The organism is Streptosporangium sp. NPDC002524, from assembly GCF_040295985.1.
Taxonomy (GTDB): domain Bacteria; phylum Actinomycetota; class Actinomycetes; order Streptosporangiales; family Streptosporangiaceae; genus Streptosporangium.
On the sequence record NZ_JBEOWK010000004.1, the window covers coordinates 279,513 to 305,706 of the forward strand.

21 protein-coding genes are annotated in these 26,194 nt (G+C 71.6%); 6 read left to right on the forward strand and 15 right to left on the reverse strand.

The genetic code is table 11. The annotated features are described in order from the left end of the window. Positions 1–150 precede the first annotated feature (150 nt). From ABT053_RS08330 to ABT053_RS08345, 4 genes are all read right to left on the reverse strand, one after another. The gene (locus ABT053_RS08330; protein ID WP_350968214.1) at positions 151–1,209 is read right to left on the reverse strand and encodes a GNAT family N-acetyltransferase; all 1,059 of its coding nucleotides are present in this window, start codon (positions 1,207–1,209) and stop codon (positions 151–153) included. A gap of 587 nt (positions 1,210–1,796) precedes the next feature. Beyond that, positions 1,797–4,565 (reverse strand): sigma-70 family RNA polymerase sigma factor, encoded by a 2,769-nt coding sequence (locus ABT053_RS08335; RefSeq protein WP_350968215.1) that lies wholly within the window; start codon positions 4,563–4,565, stop codon positions 1,797–1,799. A gap of 202 nt (positions 4,566–4,767) precedes the next feature. After that, positions 4,768–6,558 (reverse strand): substrate-binding and VWA domain-containing protein, encoded by a 1,791-nt coding sequence (locus tag ABT053_RS08340; RefSeq protein WP_350968216.1) that lies wholly within the window; start codon positions 6,556–6,558, stop codon positions 4,768–4,770. Between the two features lie 351 nt (positions 6,559–6,909). Beyond that, a complete protein-coding gene (locus tag ABT053_RS08345) occupies positions 6,910–7,539 on the reverse strand; it encodes a cation diffusion facilitator family transporter (protein ID WP_350968217.1) in 630 nt (209 codons plus the stop codon). A 197-nt stretch (positions 7,540–7,736) separates the two neighbouring features. Between ABT053_RS08345 and ABT053_RS08350 the strand changes: the two genes are divergently transcribed. Beyond that, positions 7,737–8,510 carry a DUF4184 family protein gene (locus tag ABT053_RS08350; protein WP_350968218.1) on the forward strand — a complete coding sequence of 258 codons (774 nt, stop codon included), beginning with the start codon at positions 7,737–7,739 and terminating at the stop codon, positions 8,508–8,510. Beyond that, on the forward strand, positions 8,503–9,429 hold the full coding sequence (locus ABT053_RS08355) for a TrmH family RNA methyltransferase (RefSeq protein ID WP_350968219.1): 927 nt from the start codon (positions 8,503–8,505) through the stop codon (positions 9,427–9,429). The genes ABT053_RS08350 and ABT053_RS08355 overlap by 8 nt, the downstream gene beginning before the upstream one ends. A gap of 78 nt (positions 9,430–9,507) precedes the next feature. Here ABT053_RS08355 and ABT053_RS08360 read toward each other — a convergent pair whose 3' ends face one another. Continuing rightward, the gene (locus ABT053_RS08360) at positions 9,508–9,936 is read right to left on the reverse strand and encodes an ATP-binding protein (protein ID WP_350968220.1); all 429 of its coding nucleotides are present in this window, start codon (positions 9,934–9,936) and stop codon (positions 9,508–9,510) included. Positions 9,937–10,086: 150 nt separating this feature from the next. Here ABT053_RS08360 and ABT053_RS08365 point away from each other — a divergent pair, with 150 nt between their 5' ends. Next, on the forward strand, positions 10,087–11,247 hold the full coding sequence (locus ABT053_RS08365; protein ID WP_350968221.1) for a helix-turn-helix transcriptional regulator: 1,161 nt from the start codon (positions 10,087–10,089) through the stop codon (positions 11,245–11,247). Positions 11,248–11,257: 10 nt separating this feature from the next. Further along, complete coding sequence (locus ABT053_RS08370) at positions 11,258–11,980, forward strand: 5-formyltetrahydrofolate cyclo-ligase (RefSeq protein WP_350968222.1); 723 nt, start codon at positions 11,258–11,260, stop codon at positions 11,978–11,980. Between the two features lie 82 nt (positions 11,981–12,062). Here ABT053_RS08370 and ABT053_RS08375 read toward each other — a convergent pair whose 3' ends face one another. The 8 genes from ABT053_RS08375 to ABT053_RS08410 form a co-directional block, all read right to left on the reverse strand. Continuing rightward, positions 12,063–12,470, reverse strand: a complete 408-nt coding sequence (locus ABT053_RS08375) for a RidA family protein (protein ID WP_350968223.1) — start codon at positions 12,468–12,470, stop codon at positions 12,063–12,065. Positions 12,471–12,551: 81 nt separating this feature from the next. Continuing rightward, complete coding sequence (gene atzF / locus ABT053_RS08380) at positions 12,552–14,633, reverse strand: allophanate hydrolase (RefSeq protein ID WP_350968224.1); 2,082 nt, start codon at positions 14,631–14,633, stop codon at positions 12,552–12,554. A gap of 301 nt (positions 14,634–14,934) precedes the next feature. Continuing rightward, positions 14,935–16,551, reverse strand: coding sequence for a SulP family inorganic anion transporter (locus ABT053_RS08385; RefSeq protein WP_350968225.1), 1,617 nt, complete (start codon positions 16,549–16,551; stop codon positions 14,935–14,937). A gap of 3 nt (positions 16,552–16,554) precedes the next feature. Then, positions 16,555–17,235, reverse strand: coding sequence for a cysteine hydrolase family protein (locus tag ABT053_RS08390; RefSeq protein ID WP_350968226.1), 681 nt, complete (start codon positions 17,233–17,235; stop codon positions 16,555–16,557). Between the two features lie 138 nt (positions 17,236–17,373). Then, positions 17,374–17,757 carry a VOC family protein gene (locus tag ABT053_RS08395; protein WP_350968227.1) on the reverse strand — a complete coding sequence of 128 codons (384 nt, stop codon included), beginning with the start codon at positions 17,755–17,757 and terminating at the stop codon, positions 17,374–17,376. Between the two features lie 119 nt (positions 17,758–17,876). Next, entirely contained in the window at positions 17,877–18,533 is a 657-nt protein-coding gene (locus tag ABT053_RS08400) for a GntR family transcriptional regulator (protein ID WP_350968228.1), read from the reverse strand. Positions 18,534–18,728: 195 nt separating this feature from the next. Continuing rightward, positions 18,729–19,808, reverse strand: coding sequence for a D-alanyl-D-alanine carboxypeptidase family protein (locus ABT053_RS08405; protein ID WP_350968229.1), 1,080 nt, complete (start codon positions 19,806–19,808; stop codon positions 18,729–18,731). A 281-nt stretch (positions 19,809–20,089) separates the two neighbouring features. Beyond that, the gene (locus ABT053_RS08410) at positions 20,090–20,473 is read right to left on the reverse strand and encodes a MerR family transcriptional regulator (RefSeq protein ID WP_350968230.1); all 384 of its coding nucleotides are present in this window, start codon (positions 20,471–20,473) and stop codon (positions 20,090–20,092) included. 78 nt (positions 20,474–20,551) lie between these two features. Between ABT053_RS08410 and ABT053_RS08415 the strand changes: the two genes are divergently transcribed. Further along, a complete protein-coding gene (locus ABT053_RS08415; RefSeq protein ID WP_350968231.1) occupies positions 20,552–21,217 on the forward strand; it encodes an SDR family NAD(P)-dependent oxidoreductase in 666 nt (221 codons plus the stop codon). A 149-nt stretch (positions 21,218–21,366) separates the two neighbouring features. Here the strand turns inward: ABT053_RS08415 and ABT053_RS08420 are convergent, their stop codons facing one another. Further along, the gene (locus tag ABT053_RS08420; protein ID WP_350968232.1) at positions 21,367–21,909 is read right to left on the reverse strand and encodes a DedA family protein; all 543 of its coding nucleotides are present in this window, start codon (positions 21,907–21,909) and stop codon (positions 21,367–21,369) included. Between the two features lie 162 nt (positions 21,910–22,071). Between ABT053_RS08420 and ABT053_RS08425 the strand changes: the two genes are divergently transcribed. Beyond that, entirely contained in the window at positions 22,072–22,740 is a 669-nt protein-coding gene (locus tag ABT053_RS08425) for a hypothetical protein (protein WP_350968233.1), read from the forward strand. A gap of 39 nt (positions 22,741–22,779) precedes the next feature. Here ABT053_RS08425 and ABT053_RS08430 read toward each other — a convergent pair whose 3' ends face one another. Continuing rightward, the gene (locus tag ABT053_RS08430; RefSeq protein ID WP_350968234.1) at positions 22,780–26,151 is read right to left on the reverse strand and encodes an ATP-binding protein; all 3,372 of its coding nucleotides are present in this window, start codon (positions 26,149–26,151) and stop codon (positions 22,780–22,782) included. Positions 26,152–26,194 lie beyond the last annotated feature (43 nt).

The following is a 26,194-nucleotide window of genomic DNA, read 5'->3' on the forward strand; positions in this document are numbered from 1 at the left end:
CGGATGTCCTTCCGGGCGGTCGGTCGTCAGGGGCGACTGGCGGACGGACCCGGGGCCACGGCCGATCGGGGCGATCGGCGGAAATGGCGAATGCGATGAGGGATGCATGCGAGGGTCCTGGCGGGTGGTGTGATGATGAACGGAAGCGGGCTAGCCCACTCCCCATGGTTCCTTGACGACCGGAGTGCCTGATTGGTTCTGCGCGGGGGAGCGCATACGGCCGAAACCCTTCAGTACACGGTCAGCAAGCCTGTACAAATTCGGGCGATCCGTGACGATCGTTCGTGCTTTGTTGACCGGGGTGCGGCCGATCCAGTGGACGGCGGCGGCCGGGGAGGGACGCGACACGCGTCCTTCCGCGACGAAGAGGTCACCGCTCTTCAGCCAGCTCTTGTACTCGCGTCCGCCCTTGCCCATGTCGACCTGCTGCAGCCCGGAGGCGGCGGCGTGCTCGGCCATGTGCAGGTGGTGCATGATGCCGGGGGAGTAACGCGCGAACTCGGTGTCGTAGGCCGGGAACCAGCCCACCAGGGTCGTCGCCGTCCGGAGGCCGAAGTGACCGGCGACGGGCCTGTCTCCGGCGTAGACCATGGTCAGGACGCCCGCGAAGCTCTCGGACCGCGCCGCGTGCATCTCGTCGAGCAACTGGACGATCCAGGGCTGGGCGAAGCGGTCGACCCGGCCCGTCCTGCGGTACTGGTCGGACTTCCAGTTGGTGAGCGTGCGCAGCGTGCCCGGGTCGGCGGAGTACCACTCGAAGCGGATCTCGCCCTGCTCGCGGCCGAGCTTGCGCTCCTTGTAGCGGACCGTCTTGAGGTTCTTCGGGGAGTTGGCCTTCACCTGCTCGATGTAGGTCTCGAACCCCACGCTGAGGTCCATCACCGGGGCCGGTCGCACGTCCGACTCGTACGGCGCGAACGTCGGCTGGCCGGGGACCAGGTGGTCGAAGTCGAAGACGGAGAGCCTGCAGGCGCGCAGCAGGGTCCGGACGTCCAGCTTGAGGCCGGGGACCGCGATCAGCCCGTGGCAGGTGGTCAGGAAACCGCCGAGAGGCTTGCCGATCCCGAAGCTGTGGCGCTCGTAGGGGAAGAAACCCACGATCTTGCCGCCGTCCTGGACGACCGCGACACGGACGTAGTCACGCAGCCGCCCCATGGCGAGTGTGAACTCCACGGAGAGGAAGGGGTTGTCCAGCGACGGATCCGCCACCTGCAACTCCCGCCATCGCGAGATCTCGGACTCTCCGAGGTCACCCGGGCGAACGATGACGATGTTCACCTTGACCTGGCCCCCTGTTCGGTCTGCAAGCTCCCGCTCCCCCGATACAACACGCGTAGTACGTATATGAAGCCGCCGAGCACCGCGATCGTCGCGACTCCGGCACGGGGCGACCATGCGTCAAAAGTAAGCATGGCAGCGGCCAGGAGAACGTTCACCACCAGGCTCGCTGCCGCACCCACTGATAGTGCCGCAAGCGGGTCACGATCACGCAACAGTCCTACCACCGCGGCGCCGGGAACGACCAACAGGAACAGGGGCGTAAGGATCAAGCGTAACGGAGTGTCGATGTCGGCCAGGGCGATCACGGCCCCCGCGACACATGCGAGGGTGAGTGCCCATTTGAGCACCCTTCGTTTCGACATCTCCGAGCTCCTGGTTGGTAATGATGTGACTGATCGCGCTCTTCATGTGACCAATCACTCAGCATGGACGTCAATGCCGACGCTCGGCACCAGTCCATGGTTTACCGGATCCCAGGGAGAAGTCTCGGTGTTAGGTAAAACGAGACGCGGGAATCAGCCCGTGGCCCCCTCGGAGCTCGCCCCGGCGGAGGGGGTGGGAGTCGGGTCGGGGGGCGGGTCGTCCTGAGGCGTGGAGGCGTCGGGTTCAGGGCTTTCCCACGAGATCGCGCATCCCGCGTTGCCCCCGGCGGACCTGAACGCGACACGTCCGGCGCCGCTCTCCGACGGGTCCTTGGCAGTGACCCAAATCACGCTGCTCGCACCGGCCCTCAGCTGCCCCTGCGCGGGGTGCACGTCGAGCCCGCCGGAGGTGCTCGCCGACCACGAGACCGTCGCGTTGCGCGCCGCGAGCCGGATCTGCCCGGCGCCCTCCCCGATGTCGCCCGGACACGAGACGCTCAGCCGCCCGGCCGCGGGCCGCGAGGTGGCGGTACGGGTGGGGCGGGGCCGTCCCGCCGTGGGCGCGCGGCTCGGCGCGGGCCGCGCCGCGGTGGCGGTGGGGACGGCGGGAGCGGGAGCCTCGGTCCTCCGGCTCCTCTTCGGTGTGGGCGTCGGCGCGGCCTCCGCCTCCGGGTCCTCCAGCAGCGGGTCGGGCTCCGTCCCGGGGCCGGGCTCCAGTGTGATCAGCGCGGGTTCCGTCCCCGGCGCGACCTGGGGGTCCCTCAACGCCCCTCCGGCCAGGTCCTGCCCGCCCACCACGACCACCGCCCCGGTGGCGGCGAGCACGCACACCGCCGCCAGCAGCACGGGCCCCCTGCGCCCGCGCCGCCGCCGCGCGGTAGGCGTCTCCGTCCTCCGCTTCCCCTCACCGGAGGGAGGCGTACGCCGGGCGCCGGGGCTTCCCGCCGGTGGCGTGCGCCGTGCGCCGGGAGTTCCGGAGGCCCCGGAAGTCCCGGAAGTCCCGGAAGTCCCGGAAGTCCCGGAAACTCCGGAGGTCTCCGCCGGTGACGCACGCCAGACCTCGGTGCCCCCGGCCGGCGGGGTGAGCCGGGCCTCACCGTTCGCGGGGGATTCCCCGAGCCACGTCTCGCCGTCGCCAGAGGACGCGGAGGACACAGAGGACGCGGAGGACATGGACGACGCGGACGACGTGGAGGAGGGGGAGGACGGGGACGATACGGACGGTGCCGACGACATGGGCCACGCCGCACCGCCGCCCGGGGACGACGCGGGCCACGCCTCGCCGTCCTGGGACTCCCCGGACCACGCCGCGCCGTCGCGGGACTCTCCGGACCATGCGTCGCCGTTCTGGGATTCCCCTGCCCAGGCCGCGCCGTCGCGGGACTTTCCCGACCATGCCGCGCCGTCCGCGGATGACGCGGACCACGGTTCGTCGTCCGGGGCCGACGTGTTCCAGGCCCCGGTGTTCGCGTACGGCGGCGTGCGCCAGGTCTCGCCGCCGGAGGACGGCGCCGGTGACATCTCGGGGTTCGCGGGCGGTGCGGTGCGCCACGCCTCGTCGTCCGCGGGAGGCGCCGGCCAGGCGTTGGGGTTCGTCGTCGGCGCAGGCCACGCCTCCGCGCTCACGGCAGGCGCGGGCCAGGCCTCGACGTTCCCGGGTGGTGGCGTGTGCCGCGCCCGGCCGTCCGCGGGCCATGACGCGCGCGGGGTCTCGGCGTCCGTCCACGGTGCCGCGCGTCCGGGCTCGCCGTCCGGGGGCGAGGGCAGCACGTATCTCGGCGCCGCCCCGGTCCCGGGATGGCGCGGGACGCTCTCCGGGGAGCGTGTCCCGGTCTCCGCGTGACCCGCCCGGCTCTCCTCGTATCGAGCCTCCGTCCCGGCCGGCCACTTCTCCTCGTACCGCGCCTCCGGTCCGGCCTGCCATGCCCTCACGTCCGGGAGTGACGTTCCCGCGTCCGGGGAGGGTGCCGCGTGCCGGGAGCGGGTGCCGTCGGGGGGCGTGGTTCCTCCGGCGGCCTGGGTCTCGCGCGCCCGCCTGCCCGCGCCCTTCCGCCCGCCCCACCGGCGGCCCCCGGAGCGCCGTTCGGCCGCGGTGGGGAAACCGGCCTTGTCGAAGCCGTTCCCGGCGACGATGGCGGCGCGCTCCTCGCGCGCCTCCGGGTTCACGCAGGTCTCGATCACCCGGCGGCGCAGGGAGAGCGGGGGATAGGCCAGGGGGACCAGGTCCAGCAGCCGCCCGGCCGAGACGTGCCGGTCCCTGCGCTCGACGCAGACCTCGCAGCGGCCGATGTGGGCCGACAGCCGCCTGCGCAGCAGCGTGGTGAGGGGCCCCTCCCACGAGTCCACCATCGCCGACAGGTCGGGGCAGTGCGCGCGGCCGACCTTGGCGAGCACCACGGCGGCGGCCGCGTTCTCCAGGTGGTCGCGGGCCCGGCCGAGCCTCGCCGTGACCTGGCGGGAGGTCAGCCCCAGCACCGCGCCGACCTCGCCGCTGCCGAGGTCGTGGCGGAGCGACAGTTCGAGCACCTCGCGCTCCTGCGCGCTCAGCTCCGCCATCGCCTCGTGGACGAGGGCCGCCAGCTCCCGTTCGCCCGGGTTGTCGTGGATGTCGGGCGGCGGCGCCGCCGGTCCCCGCGAGCCGCCGCGTCCCTCGTCCGCGCACCGGACCCGCACGAGCGCGTACAGCCACGCGCGCAGGCGGCCGGGCTCGCGCAGGCGGTCCACGCCGCCCTGGGCCGCGACCAGGGCGTCGTGCACGGCACCCGCCGCGGCCTCACGATCGCCCAGCAGCGAGTGGGCGTAGTCGTTGAGACGTTCGGCATAGGAGTCGTAGAGGCTCGCGGGCGCCGTTGTGTCGGCACGCCGCAGCGCCTCAACGAGTTTCTGATCGTCGGTTCGGCCGACGGCCGGCCATCCGGGCACGGACATTCCTCCCCCGCGAGACGGGCTCGTTCACGGGTTTCACCGCTCACCCGTTCCAGCCCACACGCGTAGGACGTCACCTCCCGGCAACCGGTTGACCAAAGGGGTCGATATCATGCCGACACGGTATGACCTGGGAAAACTGCATACGGCTGGTGCCAATGTGGCACCAGCCGTACAGGGGGAGGGTGGGGCGGGAGGGTCAGTCGCAGTTGGGGGCGCAGAGCCTGCGCTTCATGCCCTCCAGGAAGAACTTCCTGACCTCCAGGATGTCCTTGGCGATGTACGCGTCACCGGCGGTCGCCTTGGCGAGGGCGTCCATCTGGCGCTTTCCCTTGGGGGCGTCGGGGCCGAAGGCGATGATCAGGACGCTGACCGGCTTCTCCGGGTCGAACTGGTCCTTGAGCCGCTTGAGGATCTGCTGGTTGCCGATCCCGCCGTCCGGGTCGTCGTTGCCGGCGCCGTCGGTGAGGATCAGCACCGTGTTGATCTTGTCGCTCTGGTACTCGTCGGTCATCTGCTTGTAGGCGGCGGCGAGGGTGTCGTTGAGGCCGGTGTCGCCGGTCGACTTCGCCTGGGCCGCGACCAGCCTCTGGTTGATCACGTCCCTGCGCAGGACGCCGTTCATGTCCTCGGTGAGCGGGCCGACCGGGACCGTCTCGCGGTAGTCGACCCCCTGGCCGTTCAGATGGGTGGAGAACTCCCACAGTCCCATCTCGCTCTTGGCGGGGAAGAGCTTCATGCCCTCGACGGCGATCCTGCTGATCGCCTGCATCCGGGTCAGCCCGGTACCGGGCACCGGGAGGGCCATGGTGCCCGAGACGTCCAGCAGGGTGATGAGCCTCGTGCCCAGCTTGATCCGGGACCAGGTCTGGGACATGCTCGCGACGGTCTTGCCGTCGGGCGGCTCGATCGCCTGCGGGGCCTTGGCCTGGAAACCGGCGGAGCCGGAGATCGCCTTGCCGCCCTTGCCGTCCGGGGTGCGGAACCCCTGGTCCTGAAGTGTCTTCTTCGACGCCTCGCTGCCGAGCTCCTTCTGGAACGCCTCGGCGGCCTTGCGTACGGCGGCGTCCTCGGCGGTGACCACCACCGGGTAGTCGAGGTTGATGGTCCCCTCGGCCGGATAGAGCGGCACGGCCGGGACCTCGGGCTTCCTGGCCTTGTTGAACGCCCAGATCCCCTGCTCGGAGGAGATGCCCAGCGGGGCCTTGCTGCCCTTGACGCCGAGGCTGGACAGCAGCGCGTCCTGGTCGCGGACCGTCGACGTCGACCCCGACAGGCTCTTGAGCGCGCCGACCAGCTGCTCCTCGCCCGCGCCCGAGGCCCTGGCCACCCCGGCGGCGGCCAGGAGCGCGCCGAGCCCGGCGGCGTTGAGCGAGGGATCCAGCACGAGGACGCGCACCTTGCGGCCGGGGCCGTCCACGTTGGCCACGTTGGCGGCGTTGATCATGCCGCCCCAGCTGGCCTCGCCGAAGCTCTTCTTCAGGTTCGGCACCACCGAGCCGGAGGCCACCATGACGATGGGGGAACGGGCGACGGACGCGCCGGCCTCGGGCACCTCCTGGTTCCTCGCCCGCAGGTTCGTCACCCACAGCTTCGAGTCCGGGATCCACATGTCCATCGCGGCCGCCTTGCCGCCGCTGAAGGAGGAGGCCACGGTCGCCGAGACACCCTTGGTCACCGCGACCGTGGCGCACCTGCCGTCGACGTCGTGGGCGGCCTTGTTGAAGCGCTCGGCGATCTGGGACAGGGCGGGCTGGATGTCCGGGGAGGCGGTGATCCGTACCGGGAGCGCCTCGCCCCCGCACGCCCCGGTGCCGCGGTCGCGGTTGATGACCACGAACGCGGCGACGCCGAGCAGCACCGCGAGAGCGACGGACCCGGCCAGCGGGACCAGCACCTTGCCCCGTCCCCCGCGCCTGCGTCTGGGCTGCGCTTCCTTGTACGGGGTGTAGCCGTCCTCGAGTTCATCCGTCCGGTGACGTCCGCCCACGATGTCCTCTTTGGTGTCGATGTCCTGGAGCTAGCGGGTCACCCTATCGGGAGGTAGACCGCAATATTCACGGAACTGTACTGGGAATGGTTACTGGGACAAAAAACGCATTCTGGTACTGCTGTTACTGTATGTGTCGATCATGAAGCTCTGCGTCCGCGAGGCCGTCCGGCGACCGGTGGCAGCGAAGATCACCTGGTCGGGCCGCGGAAACGACGGAAGACCGGCGACGGGGGACATGGCGGGGGACATGGCGGGGGACGTGAGCGGGGGACGTGAGCGGGGGGACCTGACGGGGGGCATCCGGCCGCGGCGGACAGAGGACCCTGCGACAGGGGAGGGGAAAAGTGGTCAGTGGCAGCAGGAGTGCCCGCGCCACGCCCTGAGACCCTCGCGCGCAGCCACCGCCGCGAGCAGGACCGCCATCGCGGGATCGATCCACCACCATCCGGCGGAGTTCAGCGCGAGCCCGGCCAGCACCCCCGCCGCGAGCAGGGCGCACAGGAGGTTCTGCGTCCCCTCGCCCGCGGTCGCCGCCGAGTGCAGCCGGGCGCCCAGCCGCCGCTTGGCCATCCCCAGGAACGGCATGCCGACCACGCTGGCCGCCGTCACCGCGATCCCGAGCACGCTCGGCACGGCCCGGTGACCCGCGTCCAGGTCGTGCGCCACGTGCAGCACCAGGTAGGGGGCGAGGATCCAGAAACTGACGGCCACCGCCTTGCGGGCCCGTGCCTCGGCGTACGCGGAACCGGTCCTCGTCCCGGTGAACCGCCAGACCACGATCAGGCTCGCCGCCGCCTCCACCAGGGCCGACACGCCCCAGCCGATGAGGGCGACCGAGTGCGCCCCCAGACCGGCGGCGATGCCGAGCACGCTCTCGACGCCCAGCCATACCAGGGTGGCCAGGGAGAGCGCGCGAGCCCTGCGGGCGTCGCGCAGCCACTCGGCGCCCGGCGGCGCCAGCACGATCTGGTCGGTCACGACGGCCTCCGGACACCCGCTCGACAGCGCTCGGTAATCTATCCCTCACAGGATGTCGGAAGGCGGGAAAGCGGCGAGGCTCCACGCGATGACAGCGGCGTGCTCCTGCGGCGCTCCACGCGATGACAGCGGCGTGCTCCTGCGGGGCCGCCGTGTCGCAGGATTGACGTGTCCAGCAGATCGTCGGAGGGAAAACCGTGCCGTTCACGCCCAGTCACGTCGCGGCCGTGCTGCCGCTGATCTCCTCGGAGCGGACGCGCGGGTTCCTCGACCCCTGGGCCCTCGCCCTGGGCGCCATGGTGCCCGACCTGCCGATCTTCCTCCCGTTCCTGCCCGACTACATGATCTGGCACTCCGTCACGGGTGTCCTCACGATCGACCCGTTCGCCGTCGTGGTGCTGCTCGCCGTCTTCCACCTGGTGCTCCGCGACCCGCTGACCGCGCTCCTGCCCCCCGCCCTCGCCGGGCGCGCCGCCTCGCTGACCCCCGGCATGTACGGGGTGCGGCGGCTGCCCGCCGTGATCGCCGGAGGCATCGTGGGCGCGTTCACCCACATGTTCTGGGACTCCTTCACCCACTCGTACAGCTCGGCACTGTGGGGCTGGAGCTGGCTGGACGTCCGGGTGGCGGGGGTGATCCCCCTGTTCCGCCTGCTGCAGTACACCTCCACCGTGATCGGCCTGGCGGTCGTCCTCTGGTGGGCCTGGCGCGGGCTGGCCGGGATGGAGCCTCGGCCGGTGCCCGAGCGGCTGCTCCTGCCCGCGGGCAGGCGGGCGGCCGTGCTCCTGGCCGCCGCCGTGTCGATCCCGCTGGGCGCGGTCGCCTGGGCGGTCGCCTTCCCCCCGGGCAGCAGGGCCGAGCTCGTGACGAGGCTGGGCGCGGGGGTGCTCGTCGGCTGCTCCGCGACGCTGCTCGTCTACGCGCTGATATGGCAGCTCAGGCGGGTCATGGCAGTATTCGAGGGTGCCTGAAGCCATCGATCCCCACCTGGCCGACTACGCCAACCTGCGCGACGTCGAGCTGCGCAAGAGCATGGAGGCCGAGCACGGCCTCTTCGTCGCCGAGGGGGAGAAGGTCATCCGCCGCGCGGTCGCGGCGGGCTACCCCGTGCGCTCGGTCCTCCTCACGTCCCGCTGGGCCGCCCCCCTCGCCGACCTCCTCGGCCCGCTCGGCGACCGGGTCCACGTCGTGGACGACACCGTCATGGAGGACGTCACCGGCTTCCAGGTCCACCGGGGCGCCCTCGCCGCCATGGAACGCCTCCCCCTTCCCGAGGTCACGGATCTCCTGTCGGGACGCGGTGCGCGAAGGGCTCCCTCCGAACCCGGGCCAGTTCCCCCCGCCGCGCGAAGTGCTCTCGCCGGGAACACGACGCGGCCGGACGACGAGCCCGGCTCGAATCCCCCCGCCGAGCAGGTGACGCCCCGGCGCGTCCTGGTCCTGGAGGACCTCGTCGACCACGGCAACGTCGGCGCCATCTTCCGCTGCGCCGCCGCCCTGGGCGTGGAGGCGGTCATCCTCTCGCCGCGCTGCGCCGACCCCCTCTACCGGCGCTCGGTGAAGGTCTCGATGGGCGCGGTCTTCGCGATCCCGTACGCCCGGATGACCGACTGGTACGCGGGCCTGGCCGAGCTGCGCGGCGCGGGCTTCCAGACGCTGGCCCTCACCCCGGACCAGTCCGCCACCCCCATGGACAAGGTCGCCATGGCCGACCGGGTGGCCCTGCTCCTCGGCTCGGAGGGGGACGGCCTCTCCTCCCGCTGGCTGCGCGAGGCCGACGAGGCGGTCTGCATCCCGATGAGCCCGGCCGCGATGGGCCTGGGCGTCGACTCCCTCAACGTGGTGGCCGCCGCCGCCATCGCCTGCCACGGCCTCATGCGCGCGGGCTGAGCTCCTACGGTGAGGCCGACTCCTCACGAATCCGCACGCGTTCGCATCAGCGGATGAAAAGGGTGTCGTCCTATCCATCTACCCATCGGACGAAGGTCCGGCGAGTTCGCACCAGACCGTCTTGCCGGACTCCGCCAGCCGGACTCCCCAGCGATCGGCGCATGCGTCGACGATCAGAAGCCCTCGCCCCGCCTCCTCCTCGGAACCCGGCTCCCGCCGTACCGGCAGAGTGGTCCTGTCACGGTCGCGAACCTCGATCCTGAGCGTTCCGGCGGCGTACGTCAGCAGAACCTTTACGGACGCGTCACCCGCGCGGGCGTGCCTGACCGCGTTGGCCGTCAGCTCCGTGACGAGGAGGTCGGCCTGCTCCTGGAAGTGCGTGATCTCCCATTGGGCGAGCGTCTGCCGTACCAACATGCGTGCCATGGGGGCCGACGCCGGAACCGGTGACAGGGTGAACACCCGCGACAGGTCATCGTTCGTGTACGTAGGGTGGCGACTGGTCATAGCTCAGCAGGAGACACCCCCGCGTTCTCTCGTTCCACAGCACAACGGTGCGGAAACGACGCATCAATGTCGCACCGGGCCTGATGAGCTGCGCGAAGAGAAGGAGTCCTCCGGGAGAAACTCCTGGCAGTCTCATGGGAGGAGCGAAGCATGCCAACCAGGCGACAAAGACTTACGCAACGGCGCAAATCACTGGGTTTCTCACAGGAGAGCTTCGCACACGCGGTTGGGGTCGAGCGCTCGACCGTCGTGCGCTGGGAACTCGGCGAGACCGAGCCGCGTCCGTGGCAACGCCCCAAACTCGCGGTGATCCTCAAGGTCTCCCTGGAAGAACTCGAAGGCATCCTGTCTGGTTACGCGAAGGGTTCGCCAGGGTCGGATCGGCTCGAATTCGTCCTGCGAGATCCCGTAACCGTCGATCTCGTGGCGGTCGCCCACCTGACGCAGGAGGTGCAGCGCCTCACCGCCGAGTACGACACCGTGCCCTCCGCCTCGCTGCTCGCCACCGCAGGTCAGTGTCACAGTCACCTGTCCCTGCTGCGGAACCACGCGCCGAACCGGCGAGTCCGGCGCGAGCTGTGTGTCTCGATGGCCGAATCGGCGACGCTGATGGGGCAACTCGTCTGGGATGCCTCCCAGAGACGTGATCACGCTGTTTCTGCGCGCTATTTCGACCAGGCGGTGAGCGCCGCCAGGGAGGTCGGCGATCCCGTTCTGGAAGCCCACGCTCACCTGCGCAAAGGATTCGTGGCGTTGTACGGGAGCAAGGATCTCAAGGAGGGGCTGAGGCTCTGTCATGAGACGGCGATCGTCGGTGCACCCGCGAGCCAGGTGCTCATGGGCCTGGGGTTCCTGCACGTCGGTGAGGCGCATGCCATGCTCGGCGAACGCCGCGACTGCGAGAGGGCACTGGGAGCGGCGGAGGACGCCTTCGCCCGGATCCGCGACGACGACGAGGCCATGCACATGTTCTCGTCTTCGCAGTTCGACCGTATGGCCGGATCCTGTTACCTGTTTCTCGGGGCGTACGACAGAGCCGAGGAAATTCTCACCAGAACCGCGCGGGAGCTCCTCCGGTGGAAGAAGTCCCGGTCCATCGTGCTGGGAAATCTCACGCTAACCCACATTCGTCAGGGAAAGCCGGAAGAAGCCTGCGGCACGCTCCACGAGGCGATCGACCTCGTGGAGGAAACGCGAGGCGGCGGCGGGCTGAACATCGCCTTCACCGCCGGGCGCGAACTGTCTCCCTGGCGGCACGAGCCGTGGGCGCGGGAAATCAGCGACCGTCTCTTCGCGCTCATGGCGGCGTGAGGTGGGAGACATGGAGCTTGACGGGAGCAAGCAGGCGGTTCGCGAGCGAGTATGGTCCGCTCTGATCGAGGCGGGGATCTCCACCCCTGACGCTCATGGCTACATTCCCGACTTCGTGGGCTCCGACAAGGCCGCCGAGTCACTTGCCCTGACTTCTCCGTGGCGGGAGGCGCGAATGGTGAAGGCCAACCCGGACACCGCCCAGCTTCCCGTAAGGGCGAGTGCCCTCACCGATGGCAAGGTCCTCTATATGGCGGTTCCGAAACTCGCCACGATCGAGCCCTTCTATCTCATCGACCCGGCGCGTTCTACGCTGCCTCCGGCCCAGGCGGCGTCGAGCGAGGTCGCGTCAGAGGTCAGCCCCAAGGTCGGGATCGAGGAGATGCGCCCGATCGACCTGGTGGTCTGCGGAACCGTCGCGGTCAACCGGGAGGGTGTCCGGCTCGGCAAGGGAGCGGGCTACTCCGACATCGAGGTGGCACTACTCGTCGAGGCGGGCCTGGTGAGCGACCGGACAGTGATCGTGACCACCGTCCACTCGCTTCAGGTGCTCGACGAGCCTCTCCCCGAGGCGGACCACGACTTCAGGGTGGATCTCATCGTCACGGAGAAGGATGTCATCACCTGTCCATCCCATCGTCGGCCCAGCGGCCTGATCTGGTCCGGCATGCCCGCCGAGAAGATAGCCGCGATCCCTCTCCTGAAAGCACGAGGCGAGAACGGTCGCAGCTGAAAGAACGCCTCCCGCCGGGGTGGGCGAGACAGGCTCCGCCGTCGCCGAATGGAGATCACCGACGAGCATGCGGTCTCTGTTTTCAGCGGTCGGTCAACGGGGGGCTGCCGGGGCGTCGCGCGTCGACCTCGATCTCGATTCTCATCCGGGGGTCCGCGAGGCCGCAGACGAGCATCGTCGCGGCCGGGCGGACCTCGCCGAAGTGGCGGCGCAGGGTCGGCCAGCAGGGCTCGAAGTCCTCGCGGTCGGGCAGCATGTAGCGCACCCGGACGACGTCGGCGAGGGAGCAGCCCGCCTCGGTCAGTGCCGCCTCGATGTTGCGCAGGCACTGCTCGGCCTGCTCGACCACGTCGTCGGAGATCGTCATGGTCGCGTAGTCGTAGCCGGTCGTCCCGGACACGTGGACCCGGTCGCCGTCGACCACCGCCCGCGCGTATCCGATCCGCTCCTCGAAGGTCGAACCGCTCAGGATCGCGAACCGCTCAGTCATGCGCAGAACCGTAGCAACCGGCGTCGGCGCAGGTCGTTCCAAGGCCGGGCTTTGGAACGATCGTGCGCCGACGCCGGGTCGTCAGGACCGGGGCAGGGAGAGGAGATAGTCCGGCCAGTTGCCGTGGTGGCTGATGTCGGGGGCCCGCTCGGTGGCGTACGGCTCGCAGAGGAAGCCGTGCACCGCGCGGCCGTCGGCGAGCTGGATCGTGCCGAGGCCGAGAGGCGGGGCGGTCTGCGTCAGCAGGACGCCGAGTGCCGACGGGCTCAGGTCGTACAGCTCCACCTCCACCTGGACGCCGCCGGAGGCCGAGCGGACCAGCCCGGGGAGTGGCAGTTCGCCGCCGGTCAGGGCGTAGAGGCGATAGAGGGGGGCCGTCAGGGCGGTTCCCAGGCCGGTGGCCCCGAGGGAGACGAGCCGTCCGTGCAGCGGCTGGCCCGAGCGGTGCGCGCCCACCACGGCGAGCACCGCCCGCGCTTCGGGGCCGTGGGCGGGGAGCGTGGCCGGTCGTGCTTCCGGAGCGTGTACGGCCGCCGGTCGAGCGTCCGGTACGGGGATGGTCGTCGGTTGAGCGTTCGGTATGGAGATGGTCGTCGGTTGAGCGTCCGGTACGGGGATGGTCGTCGGTTGAGCGTCCGGTACGGGGATGGTCGTCGGTTGAGCGTCCGGTACGGAGGTGGTCGTCGGCTGAGTGTCCGGTACGGAGGTGGTCGTCGGCCGCGCGTCCGGGACGGGGGGCGCGGGGTCGCCGGTCAGGCCGTGGGAGGCGGGGTCGCCGGTCGGGGTGTGGAAGGCGGCGCCGAGACCGGCGAGGAGTTCGTCGGAGCCCGCCGGTCCCAGGAAGGTGACGCCGTGCGGGCGGCCGGTGGTCGTCGTCCCGGCGGGCACGGAGATCCCGGCCAGGTCGAGGAGGTTGGTGAAGGTGGTGTAGTGGCCGAGGATCGCGTTGCGCTCGATTGGGCTTTCGAGCATCTCCGCGACGGTGAAGGTCGTGGGCACGGTCGGCACCGCGAGGACGTCCATCGAGGCCCACGCCCGCCGGGTCTCCGCGTCCAGCGCGCGCAGGCGGTAGAGCCCCTCGAAGGCGTCCACCGCGCTGAGCGCGCCGCCGCCGGACAGCACCTTCAGGGTGACCGGGTGCACCTCGCCGGGGTTGCGGGTCACGAAGCCGCCGACCGCGGCGAGCCGTTCGGCGAGCCACGGCCCCTCGTACAGCAGCCGTCCCGCGGCGAGGAACGGGTCGAGGTCGACGGGGACGAGCCGGTGGCCGAGCGCGGTGAGCCGTTCCGCGGCCTCCGCGAAGGCCGCCTCGGCGGCGGTGTCGCCGAAGAACTCCGGGTCGCGCGGCACCCCGATGCGCAGGGGGTACGCGGCGGGCGGCACCGGGCCGGGGACGGGGAGCTCCCGTGACCAGGGGTCGGCGGGTTCGAAGGCCGCGACGACGGACAGGACGGCCAGGCCGTCGGCGGCCGAGCGGGCGAAGACGCTCGGGCAGTCCAGCGACGCGCACGCGGGCACCACGCCGAGCGTGCTGACGAGGCCCCGGCTCGGCTTGACCCCGACGGTGCCGGTGAGCGCGGCGGGCACCCGGCCGGACCCGGCCGTGTCGGTGCCGATCGCGAACGAGACCAGGTCCGCGGCCACCGCCACCGCGGAGCCCGAGCTGGACCCGCCGGAGATCAGGCCCGGGAGCAGCGGCGACTCGCACGCGCCGTACGGGCTGCGGGTGCCCGACAGGCCGGTGGCGAACTGGTCCAGGTTCGTCTTGCCGACGAGGAGGGCGCCCGCCGCGAGCAGCCGTTCCACCAGCGGCGCGCCGCGTTCCGGGACGTAGGAGTAGGCGGGGCAGGCCGCGGTGGTGGGCAGCCCGGCCACGTCCACGTTGTCCTTGACCGCGAACGGGACGCCGTAGAGCGGCGGGCGGGTGTCCGGGTCCGGCCAGCGGCGGGCCAGCCCGGCCGCGTCGCCGAGCAGGTCCGCCGCCGGGCGCAGGGTGATCCACACGTGGTCGTCACCCCGCGCCGCGATCCGCGCGAGCACCTCCCCGGCGACGTCGGCGGGGTCGGCCGCCCCGGAGCGGTAGAGGCCGGAGAGACTCTCCAGGTCCAGGCGGAGCGGGCTCCGCGGCGCGGGCGTGCTGTCCGGATCAGGCGGAGGATGCATGTGCCTTTCCTGTGGGTACGTGTGGGGACGTGGTTCCCGGTGCTCGATACGGGAGGCGTGGGCCGGTTCGTGAGTGAGGAGCGCCGGCCTGCGGCGTGCCCCGCGAACCGAAAGCGGAACGGTGCCGACCGGTGCCGACCGGTGTCGGCCGGTGTCGGCCGGTGTCGGCCGGTTCGCGGGGCGGCGCTCACGAGGTGGTGCTCACGAGATGGTGCTCACGGGGTGGCGCTCAAGAGGTGGTGCGGGCCGTCGTGGGGAGCGCCGGCGTGCAGGTGTGCCCCGCGAGCCGGTGTCGGCCGGTTCACGGGGTGGCGGGGGCCGCCGACGGATTAGCGGCGACCGGTGTCGCGGCGGCCGGTTCGGGTTCGTCGTCGGTGGCCGCCGTCTCGTCCGACGGCCTGGGCTTGAGGAAGATGAAGGCGAGCAGGATCAGCCCCGCGAAGAGGTAGCCCAGCGAGACCTGGCCGTTGGCGTTCCACTCGACCCGTTCCCCGTGGATCAGGCCGATGAAGGCGAGGGCCGCTCCGGCGAAGGCGTATCCGGCGGCCCACACGAACGACCGGTCGATGACGAAGGCCGTGATCGAGCCGAGTATCAGACCGGCGAGCACGGCGCCCCCGCCGAGCAGGGCCGTTCCCTCGTAGACCGTCCCGCTCTGCGCGATCGTGTCGTACCCGACCTCCCGCGCGCTGGTCCCCGCGGCGGCGAGCGCGTTGTCCATGTAGCCCTGCGCCCAGGAGGCGATGTTGGGGATGATCGCGATCACCACGGCCACCGCGTGCGCCTTCGGCACAGACTGGAAGGCCTGGGCGCCGATGAGCAGCCCGATGTAGAGCAGGATCGGCACGATCGCGGGCGCCGGAAGCACCGCGCCGAGCAGCGCGAACATGCCGAGGAAGCAGAACAGCGCGATCACGACGCCGCTCGCCATCGAGTAGCTCGTACGGCCGCCCGCCGACTTCCACCCCGGGTGGCCGATGTAGACCGCGGGCGGGAACGGCGAGCCCAGCATCGAGCCGACCACCGCGCCCGCGCCGTCGGCGAGGAGCACCGAGCGCAGGTTGTACGAGTCGCCCGCGGCGGCGGCGCTCTCCACGTTGCTCATGCCCTCGGTGAAGTTGTAGATGCCCAGGGGGATGGCGGTGGCGAGCAGCGGAGAGACCTGGCCGAGCCCTTCGAGGAGACGGTCGATGTTCAGCGACGGCAGGCTCACCGCGATGTTCTCGGCGGCGGCGCCCACGTCGGCGGGGTTCATGTAGCCGCCGATCCAGGCGATCGCGGTACCGGCCAGGAGCGCGGCGAGCCCGACGGGGATGTTGCCCGGCAGCCTCAGGTCGGTGAAGAAGCCGACCATGATGATGACCAGCACCGGCAGCGCGATCCAGGCCGCCTCCCACATCTGCGCGGCGGGCCGCATCGAGATGAAGGCGATCGAGATGCCCGCCAGGGTGCCGAGCATCGCCGCCCTGGGGGTGAAGCGGCGGATGTACGGGCCCACGAAGGCGCCGATCAGCACGATGACGCCGATGATGAAGCACCAGGCCAGCCCCGCCACCCACGCCTGCAGGGGGTTCTTGGTCGCCAGGTAGGTCGGCAGCATGATCACGAACACGACGATGAACATGTGCGGGACGCTGGGCCCGTACGGCATCGCGCACACGTCGGTGCGGTTCTCGCGGCGGGCCAGCCGCCGGGCGAGGTAGGTGTAGTACACGTTGCCGATCAGGAGTTGGATGCCCATCGCCGGGAGGATGACGCCGAAGACGTCGGAGCCGGGCAGGTGGACGACCCCGAGGCAGAGGCCGCTCAGCACCAGCACGTTGACCATCACGTTGAAGCCGAGGCCGAAGAAGGCGTTGGTGTCCCCGCTGACCCACCAGGGGAGGTTGAGTTTGGCGGGGCCGGTTGTCGTGGGCATCGGTCAGCTCCGTGTTTCGAGTGCCTTGAGATAGCCGCCGGAGGGGGCGACCCAGCCGAAGATGCCGCCCTGGGCGGCGATCATTTCGAGCCCGTACCGCTGGAACTCGGCGAAGTACGAGCCCACGCAGTCGGACAGGACCAGGCACTCGTAACCCCGGTCGTTCGCCTCGCGGACGGTGGTGTGCACGCACACCTCGGTCGTGACGCCGGTGACGATCAGGCTGCGGATGTCCGCCGCCCGCAGGGTCCGGTCCAGGTCGGTGGCGTGAAAGGAGCCCTTGCCGGGCTTGTCGACGACGAGTTCGCCCTCGATGGGGGCCAGCTCGTCGATGATGTCGTGGCCGTACTCGCCTCGGATCAGGATCCGTCCCTTGGGACCGGGATCCCCGATGCGCAGCGACGGCGCGCCGCGGCCGAGCTTGGCGGGCGGGCAGTCGGACAGGTCGGGCAGGTGCCCCTCGCGGGTGTGGATGACGGTCATCCCCGCCGCGCGGGTGGCGGCCAGCACCTCCTGGAGCGGCGGGATGACCCGCCGCAGCATGGACACGTCGTTGCCCAGGGTCTCCCCGAAACCCCCGGGCTCGACGAAGTCCCGTTGCATGTCGATGAGCAGCAGCGCTGTGTGTCGCGGATCGAATCCGTATGCGTACGGCTCGGCCTCGACGAGAAGCGGATCGGACACGTTGACTCCGTTCCTCGGATCCTCCTTTTGTCGATTGTCGACAGAATTGTGTCAGTGGCTTTCCCGCCCGGTTACGCTTCTGTTAGCGGCCCGGACCAGAGCGTGATGGCACGGTCCGGCGTGCGCCCCCCGGGCGGCTCAGCCGGGATAGTCGCTGAGCTCGACCAGGTTCCCGTCGGGATCGCGGACGTAGACGCTGACCATCGGGCCCAGGGCGCCGGTGCGGCCGACCGGTCCCTCCTCCACCGCGACCCCCGCGGCGGCCAGCTCGGCCACCACGCGATCGAGGGGCGTGCCGACGACGAGGCACAGGTCCGCGCTGCCCGGCGTGGGACGTTCGGCCTTGGGCTCGAACTCCTTGCCCGCCCGATGCAGGTTGATCTTCTGCTGCCCGAAGGACAGGGCCCTGCGCCCACCCTGGAAGGTGACCGGTGTCATCCCGAGGACCCGCACGTAGAAGTCGACGGTGGCCTCGATGTCGGCCACCGTGAGAACGAGATGATCGAGCCGTTCGACGCGCATGGCGTTGCCCTCCTCCTGTGACGACCGTCTCCGGCCCCGCCCGAGTCTCCCGAGTCTCCCGTGAAGACCTTTCCCGGTGTCTTCCGGAGAAATCCCTCGAAGAACCCCAGGTCAGGTGGTCAGCCGATGTAGGTGCGTGCCCCGTGCCGGGACAGGGCGTCGAGCGCGGTGGCCGGGTCACCGGACGCGATGGCCTCGAAGAGCCGCCGGTGCCGCTCCACCCCCTCGGACGGGGCCCGCTGCTCGGCCTCCCTGCGCAGGTTCGCGGCCATGTAGAGCTGCAGCTTCAGGATGACGGGCTCGTACGCCATCAGCAGCTGGCGGTGGCCCGCCAGCGCGACGAGGGCGACGTGGAAGCGCCGGTGCGCCTCGTTCTCGCTGAGCGGGTCGTCCAGCCGGACCGCCGACGCCATGCCCTCCAGCGCCTCGGCGAGCACGGTCAGCGCGGTCATGCCGTGGGTGCCGGAGAGCGGCAGCGCGGTCTCGACCGCGTAGCGTTCGAGCACGTCGCGCAGCCCGAACAGCTCGTCCACGTCGTCCCTGGTCAGCTCGGTGACGCGGGCTCCCCGCCGGGGCAGGTGCTCCACCAGCCCCTGCTGCCCGAGTGACCGCAGCGCCTCGCGCAGCGGCGCCCGGCTGATGCCGAACCGCTGGGTGAGCTGCTCCTCGATCAGCCGCTCGCCCGGCGCGAGGGCGCCGGAGAGGATCTCGTGACGGAGCCGTCGCATCGAAAGCTCGACCAGGCTGGGGTGTTTCAGCTCCCCATCGGGTTCCACCCGTCCAACTCCTCTCGACGTGTGGAACAAACTCTCTCAGAGTTCGGCCGGATTCCCGCGCGCGGGGACGGCGGCGCGGCCGGGGGCCCGGGTCACGCGCCCTCCGGATTCACGTCCGGCATGCCTCGGAACCGGGAGCACGCCGCTCCGTTCTCACAGCTCCGTTCTCAGAGCTTGGTCCTCACAGCCCGGTCCTCACAGCTCGGGCACGGTCTGCTCGGGCGCGGTCTGCTCGCTCGCCCAGTCGAGGAGCCGCGTCGCGCTCTGGAAGCGCCGGTCGGCGTTGGACTCGCCGAGGATGACGCCGACGAGCCGGTGGCCGTCGCGGTCGGCGGCGAAGGACAGGCAGTATCCGGCGGCGCTGGTGTAACCGGTCTTCAGGCCCATCACCCCGGGCGTCTTGCCGAGCAGCTTGTTGGAGTTGGTCCAGGAGTGCGCCCGGTGCACCTTGGACTTGGCCACGACGTGGCGCCTGGTGGACGCGATGATCCGCAGCAGCGGGTCGCGTAGCGCGAGGTCGGCCAGCTTCGCCTGGTCCAGGGCGGTGGAGTAGCCGGGAGCAGGCTTCGGCAGGCCGTCGGCACTGGCGTAACGGGTGTCGACCAGTCCCATCGAGCGGGCCGTGGCGTTCATCTTCGCCACGAACGCCGCGTTGCCGGGACCGTAGACGCGGGCCAGGGCATGGGAGGCGTCCGCCCCCGAGGGGAGCATGACCGCGTAGAGCAGGTCCCTGACGGTCAGCCGCTCCCCGGCGCGCAGGGAGGCGTGGGTCGCGCCGTTCGTCGCCGCGTGCCGTACGTCCGCCGCCTGGATCGTGACGGTGTCGGTCGGCTTCGCCTCCCTGAGGACGACGTACGCCGTCATCACCTTGGTCAGGCTGGCCACCGGCATCCGCTTCCCCGCCTGCTTGCTCAGGTGGATCGTTCCCGTGCCCGCGTCGTACAGGTACGCGGCCCGTCCCGGCACCGAGGGCACGGAGGCTCGCCGCCCGGCGGCGGGTGCGGCTGGCGTGGCGGAGGCGGGGGTGAAGGAGAGCGCGCCGGGCGCCGCGGTGAGGACGGGCGCGCGGGGCGCGGGCGGCGCGGCGGTCAAGACGGTCAGGGCGGACACCGTCGCCGCCGTGGCCCCGGTGGCCGGGGCGTGCGCCGGAGACCTGCCGGTCAGCGCGGGTGCCGAGGTCCCCGCGGCCAGGGCGGGCACCGGAGACACGGTGGCCAGGGTGACCGCGGTGACCAGCGCGGCGCGGGCTGTGAGGCGTGTTCCCCCGTGATGCATGCGAGCCATGCTGACAGAGGCCACCGTTGATATGCGGAAGTTGGCGGTTTGGCTATGGAAAAGTTGACATCGGTGCCGTGGGCGGACGCGAAGGAGAGGGCCGGTGGTGCCGGGGCGTGCGGGAGTGCGCGACCACGAAGGCCGGTCGCGCCGGAGCCGGCGCTCGATCACCGGACGGGTTCACGCGGCCCGTGTGCCGCATCACCGGCCGGGCTCACGTAGCCCGTGTGCCGCATCACTGGACGGGTTCACGTGGCCGTGTGCCGCATCACCGGACGGGTTCACGTGGCCCGTGTGCCGCCTGCCGCCTGCCGCAGCGCCGCGTCGAGGATCGCGTCCAGTATTTCCTGGGAGCTGCGGAGCTGGGCGATCGTCTCGGCGATGCGGGCGCGTTCGCGCCGCAGGTCCTCGACGAAGACCGGGCAGCCGGACGGCACCATCAGTTCGCCGTCGTCGTGGACGCAGTGCAGGACCCGGGCGATGACCGCGGTGGGAAGCCCGGCGGCGAGCATGGCGCGGATGTGGCGCACCGTCGCGACGTCCGTCTCGGTGTACTCGCGGTAGCCGTTGAACAGCCGGACCGGCCTGAGCAGGCCCTGCTCCTCGTAGTAGCGCAACAGCCGCCTGTGCACCCCGGTCTCGCGGGCCAGGTCGCCGATCCGCATCCGGTTCCTCTCGCTTGACCTTCACATAGATGTGACGCTTTACGGTCCCAAGTATCGCTGATCACGAAAAATGAGGAGATGTCGATGCCGAGTGCGGTGATCATTGGTGCGGGGCCGGGGATCGGGCAGGCCGTGGCCCGCCGTTTCGCCGGGGAGGGGCTGTCGATCACGCTGATCGCCCGGAGCGGGCGGACGCTGCGTGCCGTGGCCGAGGCGGTCGCTCCCCGTGGTGTCCCGATCGTCACGGTGGAGGCCGACAGCGCCGACCAGGACGCGTTGAACGCCGCGCTCGACAGGGCCGTCGGCGAGCACGGCGTGCCGGACGTCGTCGTGTACAACGCGGCGATCATCCAGGCCGACGCCCCGGGCGAGCTGTCGGTGCGCGCCCACATGGAGGCATGGGCGGTGAACGTGGTCGGCGCGCTCAACGCCGCCGCCCATGTCGCGCCCGCGATGGCGGCACGCGGCGGCGGGACGTTCCTCGTCACGGGCGGCATGCCCGAGCCCGAGCCGCGATACGTGAGCCTCTCGCTGGGCAAGGCGGGCGTCCGCACCCTGGTTACCCTGCTCGACCAGGAGTACGGACCCTCCGGGGTGCACGTGGCGAGCGTCACCGTGGCCGGTCCGGTCGCCCCCGGCACCGACTTCGACCCGGACGACATCGCCGGGCACTACTGGCGGCTGCACGCACAACCACGACACCGCTGGGAGCGGGAGGCTCTGCACGTCGGCCGCCCGCGATGACCGGCGCCGAGGCCGCGAACGCTCTCACCGGGGCGCTCCACCGCCGGCGGGCTTCGAACGAACACCACCCGGCCGAGATCGTCTCGCGGTTCGGCCAGGATCCGCTCGGACACCGCTCCGAGGCCCGCCGGCTCGTCGAGCCGGTCGTCTCAGGCCGCGGCGGCCGGTCTCTCCGCCTCGCGGCGGGCGGCCCGGCGGCGGCGCCGGCGGACGAACCCGGCGATCACCGCGACCGCGACCAGCGCGGCCAGGCCCGCCAGGAGCGGTGACCGGGCGGCGAGCCCCAGCCAGCCCCAGATCACCGAATACAGGCCGAACGAGGTCACCGGCACCCAGGTCAGGCAGCCGAGCGCGCTGGCCACGACGTACCAGGGATAGGAGATCCGCAGCACCCCGGCCACCCAGGGCAGCGTGTGGCGCAGCCCCGGCACCCAGAAGCAGGCGTAGACGGCGAGCGCGCCCCACTTCCTGACGACGTTCTCGACCCGGGTGATGTTCTCCTGGCCGATCTTGGCGCCCAGGCGCGAGGTGTAGAGCCTGGAGCCCAGGACGTGGCCGATCCAGTAGTAGGCCTGGAACGCGCCGAACAGGGCCACGCCGCCGACGATCACCCAGAGCCACAGGGGCATGCCCAGGAAGGACGCGGAGGCCGGGTCGGGGATGCCCGCCACAACAGGTCGCACTCTGAACATCACCACCACGGTCGTTCCACCTGCTTTGACTCGATATTAGGGCAGGCTTACCTGAACCGGCATGGCGGAGCCCCTGTTGGGTACCCCGGCTGCAAGCGGACGTCAACTCCGGAGCAAGAACCGTGGCGTACACCTGGGGTGTAACGAAGAAAGGTGTCTGTCATGAGTCCGCGTAGCAGTGTGGCGCCGGTGATGGCGAGTGGAACCGCGAGCGCCGTCAAGTTGCTCGTCGCCACCCTCGCCTTCGCCGGAGCATACCTGGGGGTCGAGGCCACGTACGGCACCCCCGCCCAGGTCCCGGCCGGTGCGGCGGCGCAGGAGCCGGTACGGACGGTGGAGCTGTCGTCGCGGTCGATGCCGGCCACGGAGCGGGTCTCCGCCGCGGGCCGGGTTCCCGCCGCGGACGAGACCTCGAAGAAAACCACGGACGAGACCGCCGACAAGGCCACGGGCACAGTCACGGACAAAACCGAGGACAAGGCCACGGGCAAGGTCACGGACACCGTCACGGAGAAGGCCGCGACCCGCGGCGCGGTCACCGTCACCGCCCTCGACGCGCTCGGTCCCTGCGACAGGCTCTACCAGGCGCGGAGCGTCGTCGACAACGCCGACCCCCGGGCCGCCGTCTCCTACGGCTGGCACCTGGAGCGCTGGAGCCCCGGCACCCGCCGCTGGCAGACCTACCTGGGCACCGGCTCCGGTTTCGGCGGCGAGAGCCAGACCGTCGAGTGGCAGCCCAGGATCGTCGACAACCCCGGCTGGTACCGCGTCGTGCTGTCGGTCTCCGGCGACGCCCCGCTGCGCAGCGAGAAGTTCCTCGTCGGCTGCTGACCCGCCCGCTCCCGGGCTTTTCCCGGCCCCCGGAAGGGCTCAGCCGCCGAGGGAGCGCTGCGCCGCCTCCACCCACCGGCCCACGCCGACCCGCTCGGCCACCGCGAGGGCGTTCTCGTAGTGCGGCTTCACCGCGTCGGCGAAGCCCAGCCGCAGCGCCAGGTCGCCCAGGGTGAGGGCGACCGGCCAGAGCGCCACCACCCCGGTCCCGGCGCCCGCGATCCGGTCGGCGAACGGCTTCAGCGTGTCGTACGCCTCGATCATCCGCTCCCGGTCGTCCAGCAGCATGCCCGCCAGGGCCCGCCAGATCATCGCCAGCTCGTAGAGGAAGTCGGGGCGCACCGGTGTCTTCACCGCGATCACGGCCCGCGCGTCGCGGTGGTGGCCCGCCGAGGCGAGGGCCACCGCGTAGGCGTCGAGGGTCCACTTGGCCCCGCGCTGGTGCGCCTCGGCCAGCGGCTCGACCATCTCGGCGGCCTGCCCGTTCACCAGGTGCAGGCAGAACGTGGTGATCAGCGGCAGGTCCTGGCGGCCCTCCAGCATCCCGGCCTTGGCGGTCAGCCGGGCGGCGTCGCGGTAGGCGCGCTCCGCCCCGGCGAAGTCACCGGCGATCATCAGGCGCTGCCCGGCGTACCAGGCGACCACGGCGGCGGGCGCGGACAGGCCGTACTGCCTGGCCATCCTCTCGGCGGCGGCCACGTGCGCGTCGGCTTCGGCGAACGCGCCCGAGGCGGCCGCGCACTCCATCAGCACCAGGTGGGCCAGCGCCTGCACCGAGATCTGCCCGGTCGTCTTGCCGACCTCCAGCAGCTCCCTGCCGATGACCTCGCGCTCGCCCACCGGGGTGATCCCGTACGACTGGCGCAGCCGCCCGCTCAGCGCGGTCGCCAGCAGGGCGGGGTCACCGGAGCGCCGGGCCAGCTCCTCGGCCTCCAGCGAGGCCTGCTCGCCCCGGGGGGTGGCCGACCCCTCCAGCTCCAGGGCGAGCGTGGCGAGCAGGCTCGCCCGCAGCGACTGCTCACCGGCGGGCAGCTCGACCAGCGCCTGCTCGGCGACGTCGACGATCTCCCAGGCGGTGCGCGTGAAGTCGCGGGCCATGCCCTTGTGCGGCACCGCGAGCGAGGCGGCCACCCGGGCGGTGAGCTCCAGGTTGCCCAGCGGCAGCGCCGCGTCCATCGCCTCGCGCCGCCGCCTGCGGGCCGCGGCCATGTCCCCGCAGAGCGCCAGAGCCTTGATCAGCCGCAGGGTCAGCAGCAGCCGCTCCCTGGTGCTGTCGGGCGTGTGGGTGATGCCCGACCTGTCGAAGGCGACGATGGCCTGCTCCCACAGCGTGGCCGCCTCGCGGTGGGCGAAGCGCCGCTCGGCCTGCTCGGCGGCGAGCCCGGCGTAGTGCACCGTCTTGCCGGCGGTCTCGCTGGTGCCCGCCGAGTCGTAGTGGTGGGCCAGCGCGGCCACGTCGCCGGGGTTCCTGCGCTCGATCACCGAGGCCACCGCGGCGTGCAGCCGGGAGCGGCGCAGCCGGGAGGCGTCGGAGTACAGGGTGTCGCGGACCAGGTCGTGGTCGAAGCGGAGCATGCCCGGACCCGGCTCGGTGACCAGGCCGGCGAGCAGCGCCGCCTCCACCGCGTCGACCACGGCCTCCTCGTCGCCCGAGACGTCGACCAGCACGTCCACATCCACGTCGCGGCCGATCACCGCGGCCTGCAGCAGGATCTGCTGGGCGGTCGTGGGCAGCCGGGAGATCCGCCTGCGCAGCACGTCGCGGACGCCGGAGGGCACGCCGGAGATCACCTCGGCGGCCGTCGCGCGGTCGCTCACCGCCTCGGCGTCGAGCAGGCGCACCGTCTCGCGGACGAAGAAGGGGTTGCCGCCGGTGCGCTCGACGATGCTGTTGACCGCGTCCTCGTCGACCTCGCGCACGCAGGTCGCCCTGACCAGCTCGGCCACCGCCTTGGTGTCGAGCCCGGTGAGGCCGACCCGGACGGGACCGAGCCTGGCCAGCGCGGCCAGCACGTCGGCCTGCTGGTCGCTCAGCTCGCTGTCGCGGCAGGTCACCACGAGCAGCACCCGGCTGGTGGCGAGCAGGCTCGGCAGCGCGCGGAGCAGCGCAAGCGTCTGGTCGTCGGCCCAGTGCAGGTCCTCCAGGGTGAGCAGGATCGGCGTCTCCTTGGCGACGGCGGCGAGGTAGCCGCCCACCGCCCGGTGCAGCCGGAACCCGCCGGAGGCCTGGTCGTCGTCGGGCTCGGGGGCCGCGTCGTCGAGGAGCGGCGCCAGCAGCGAGGCGTACTCGCCGGGCCCGGCCGCGTTCACCAGGGTGCGCAGGATCTCCACCCAGGCCCAGCCGGGAGGCGTGGCGCTGCTGTCGGGGCACGCGCCGGAGGAGATGCCCCACCCGTCGTCGGACAGCCGCCTGATGAGCTGGCGCACCAGGGTGGTCTTGCCCGCGCCCGCGTCGCCGCTGATGACCGCGACGGTGAACCGGCCGGTCCTGGCCGCGGCGGTGGTGAGCCTGCCCAGCTCGGCGTCGCGGCCGACGAACGGCTCGGGCTCCAGCGGGGGAAGCTCCACCTGGGCCACCGTGGGCCTGGGCGGCCAGGTCTCCGCGGCCACCTGCTGGCGCTGCCTGGACGGCGGCGGGGCGGCGAGCTGCAGGCCGGGATCCTGGGACAGGATGTCGGACTCCAGCTTGCGCAGCGCCGGGCCCGGGTCGATGCCCAGCTCGTCGGAGAGGATCGTGCGCGCCCGGCGCAGCGCCGCGAGCGCGTCGCCCTGCCGCCCGCAGCGGTACAGGCCCAGGGCGAGCAGCCGCCAGCCCTCCTCGCGGAGCGGGTGCTCGGTGGTGAGCGCCTCCAGGTCGGGCACCGACTCGGCGGGCAGCCCCATCCGCAGGCCGCTGTCGGCGTGCCGCTCGCGGGCGACCAGGCGCAGCTCGGTGAGCCGGTTGACCTCGGCCTCGGCCCACGGCTGGTCGGCGAAGTCGGAGTACGGGGTCCCGCGCCACAGGCCCAGGGCCTTCTCCAGGCGGGCTCGCGCGGAGGCGGGGTCGTCGCCCTCCAGGTGCTCCCCGGCGGTGCGGACCAGCGTCTCGAAGCGGAGCGCGTCGACCTGGTCGGGGGCGGCGCGCAGCGCGTAGCCGGAGGCGACGGTCACCAGCAGCCGGTTGGGGCCCCCGCGCGGACGGCCCGGCTCCAGGACCCTGCGCAGCCGGGAGATGTAGACCTGGAGACCCGACTGGGCGCCCTTGGCCGCGTCGTCGTCCCACAGGTCGTACAGCAGGGAGTCGACGGGGACGACCTGGCCGCGTGCGACGAGCAGGCGTGCCAGGACCGCACGTTGACGAAGCCCGCCCAGGTCGAGCTCGTCCTCACCGGAATGCGCCTCGACCGGGCCGAGAACTCGGAAAGCCACCATGTCAGCCGCCACGCTATGTGGGCCTTCCAATCGCATACAAGGT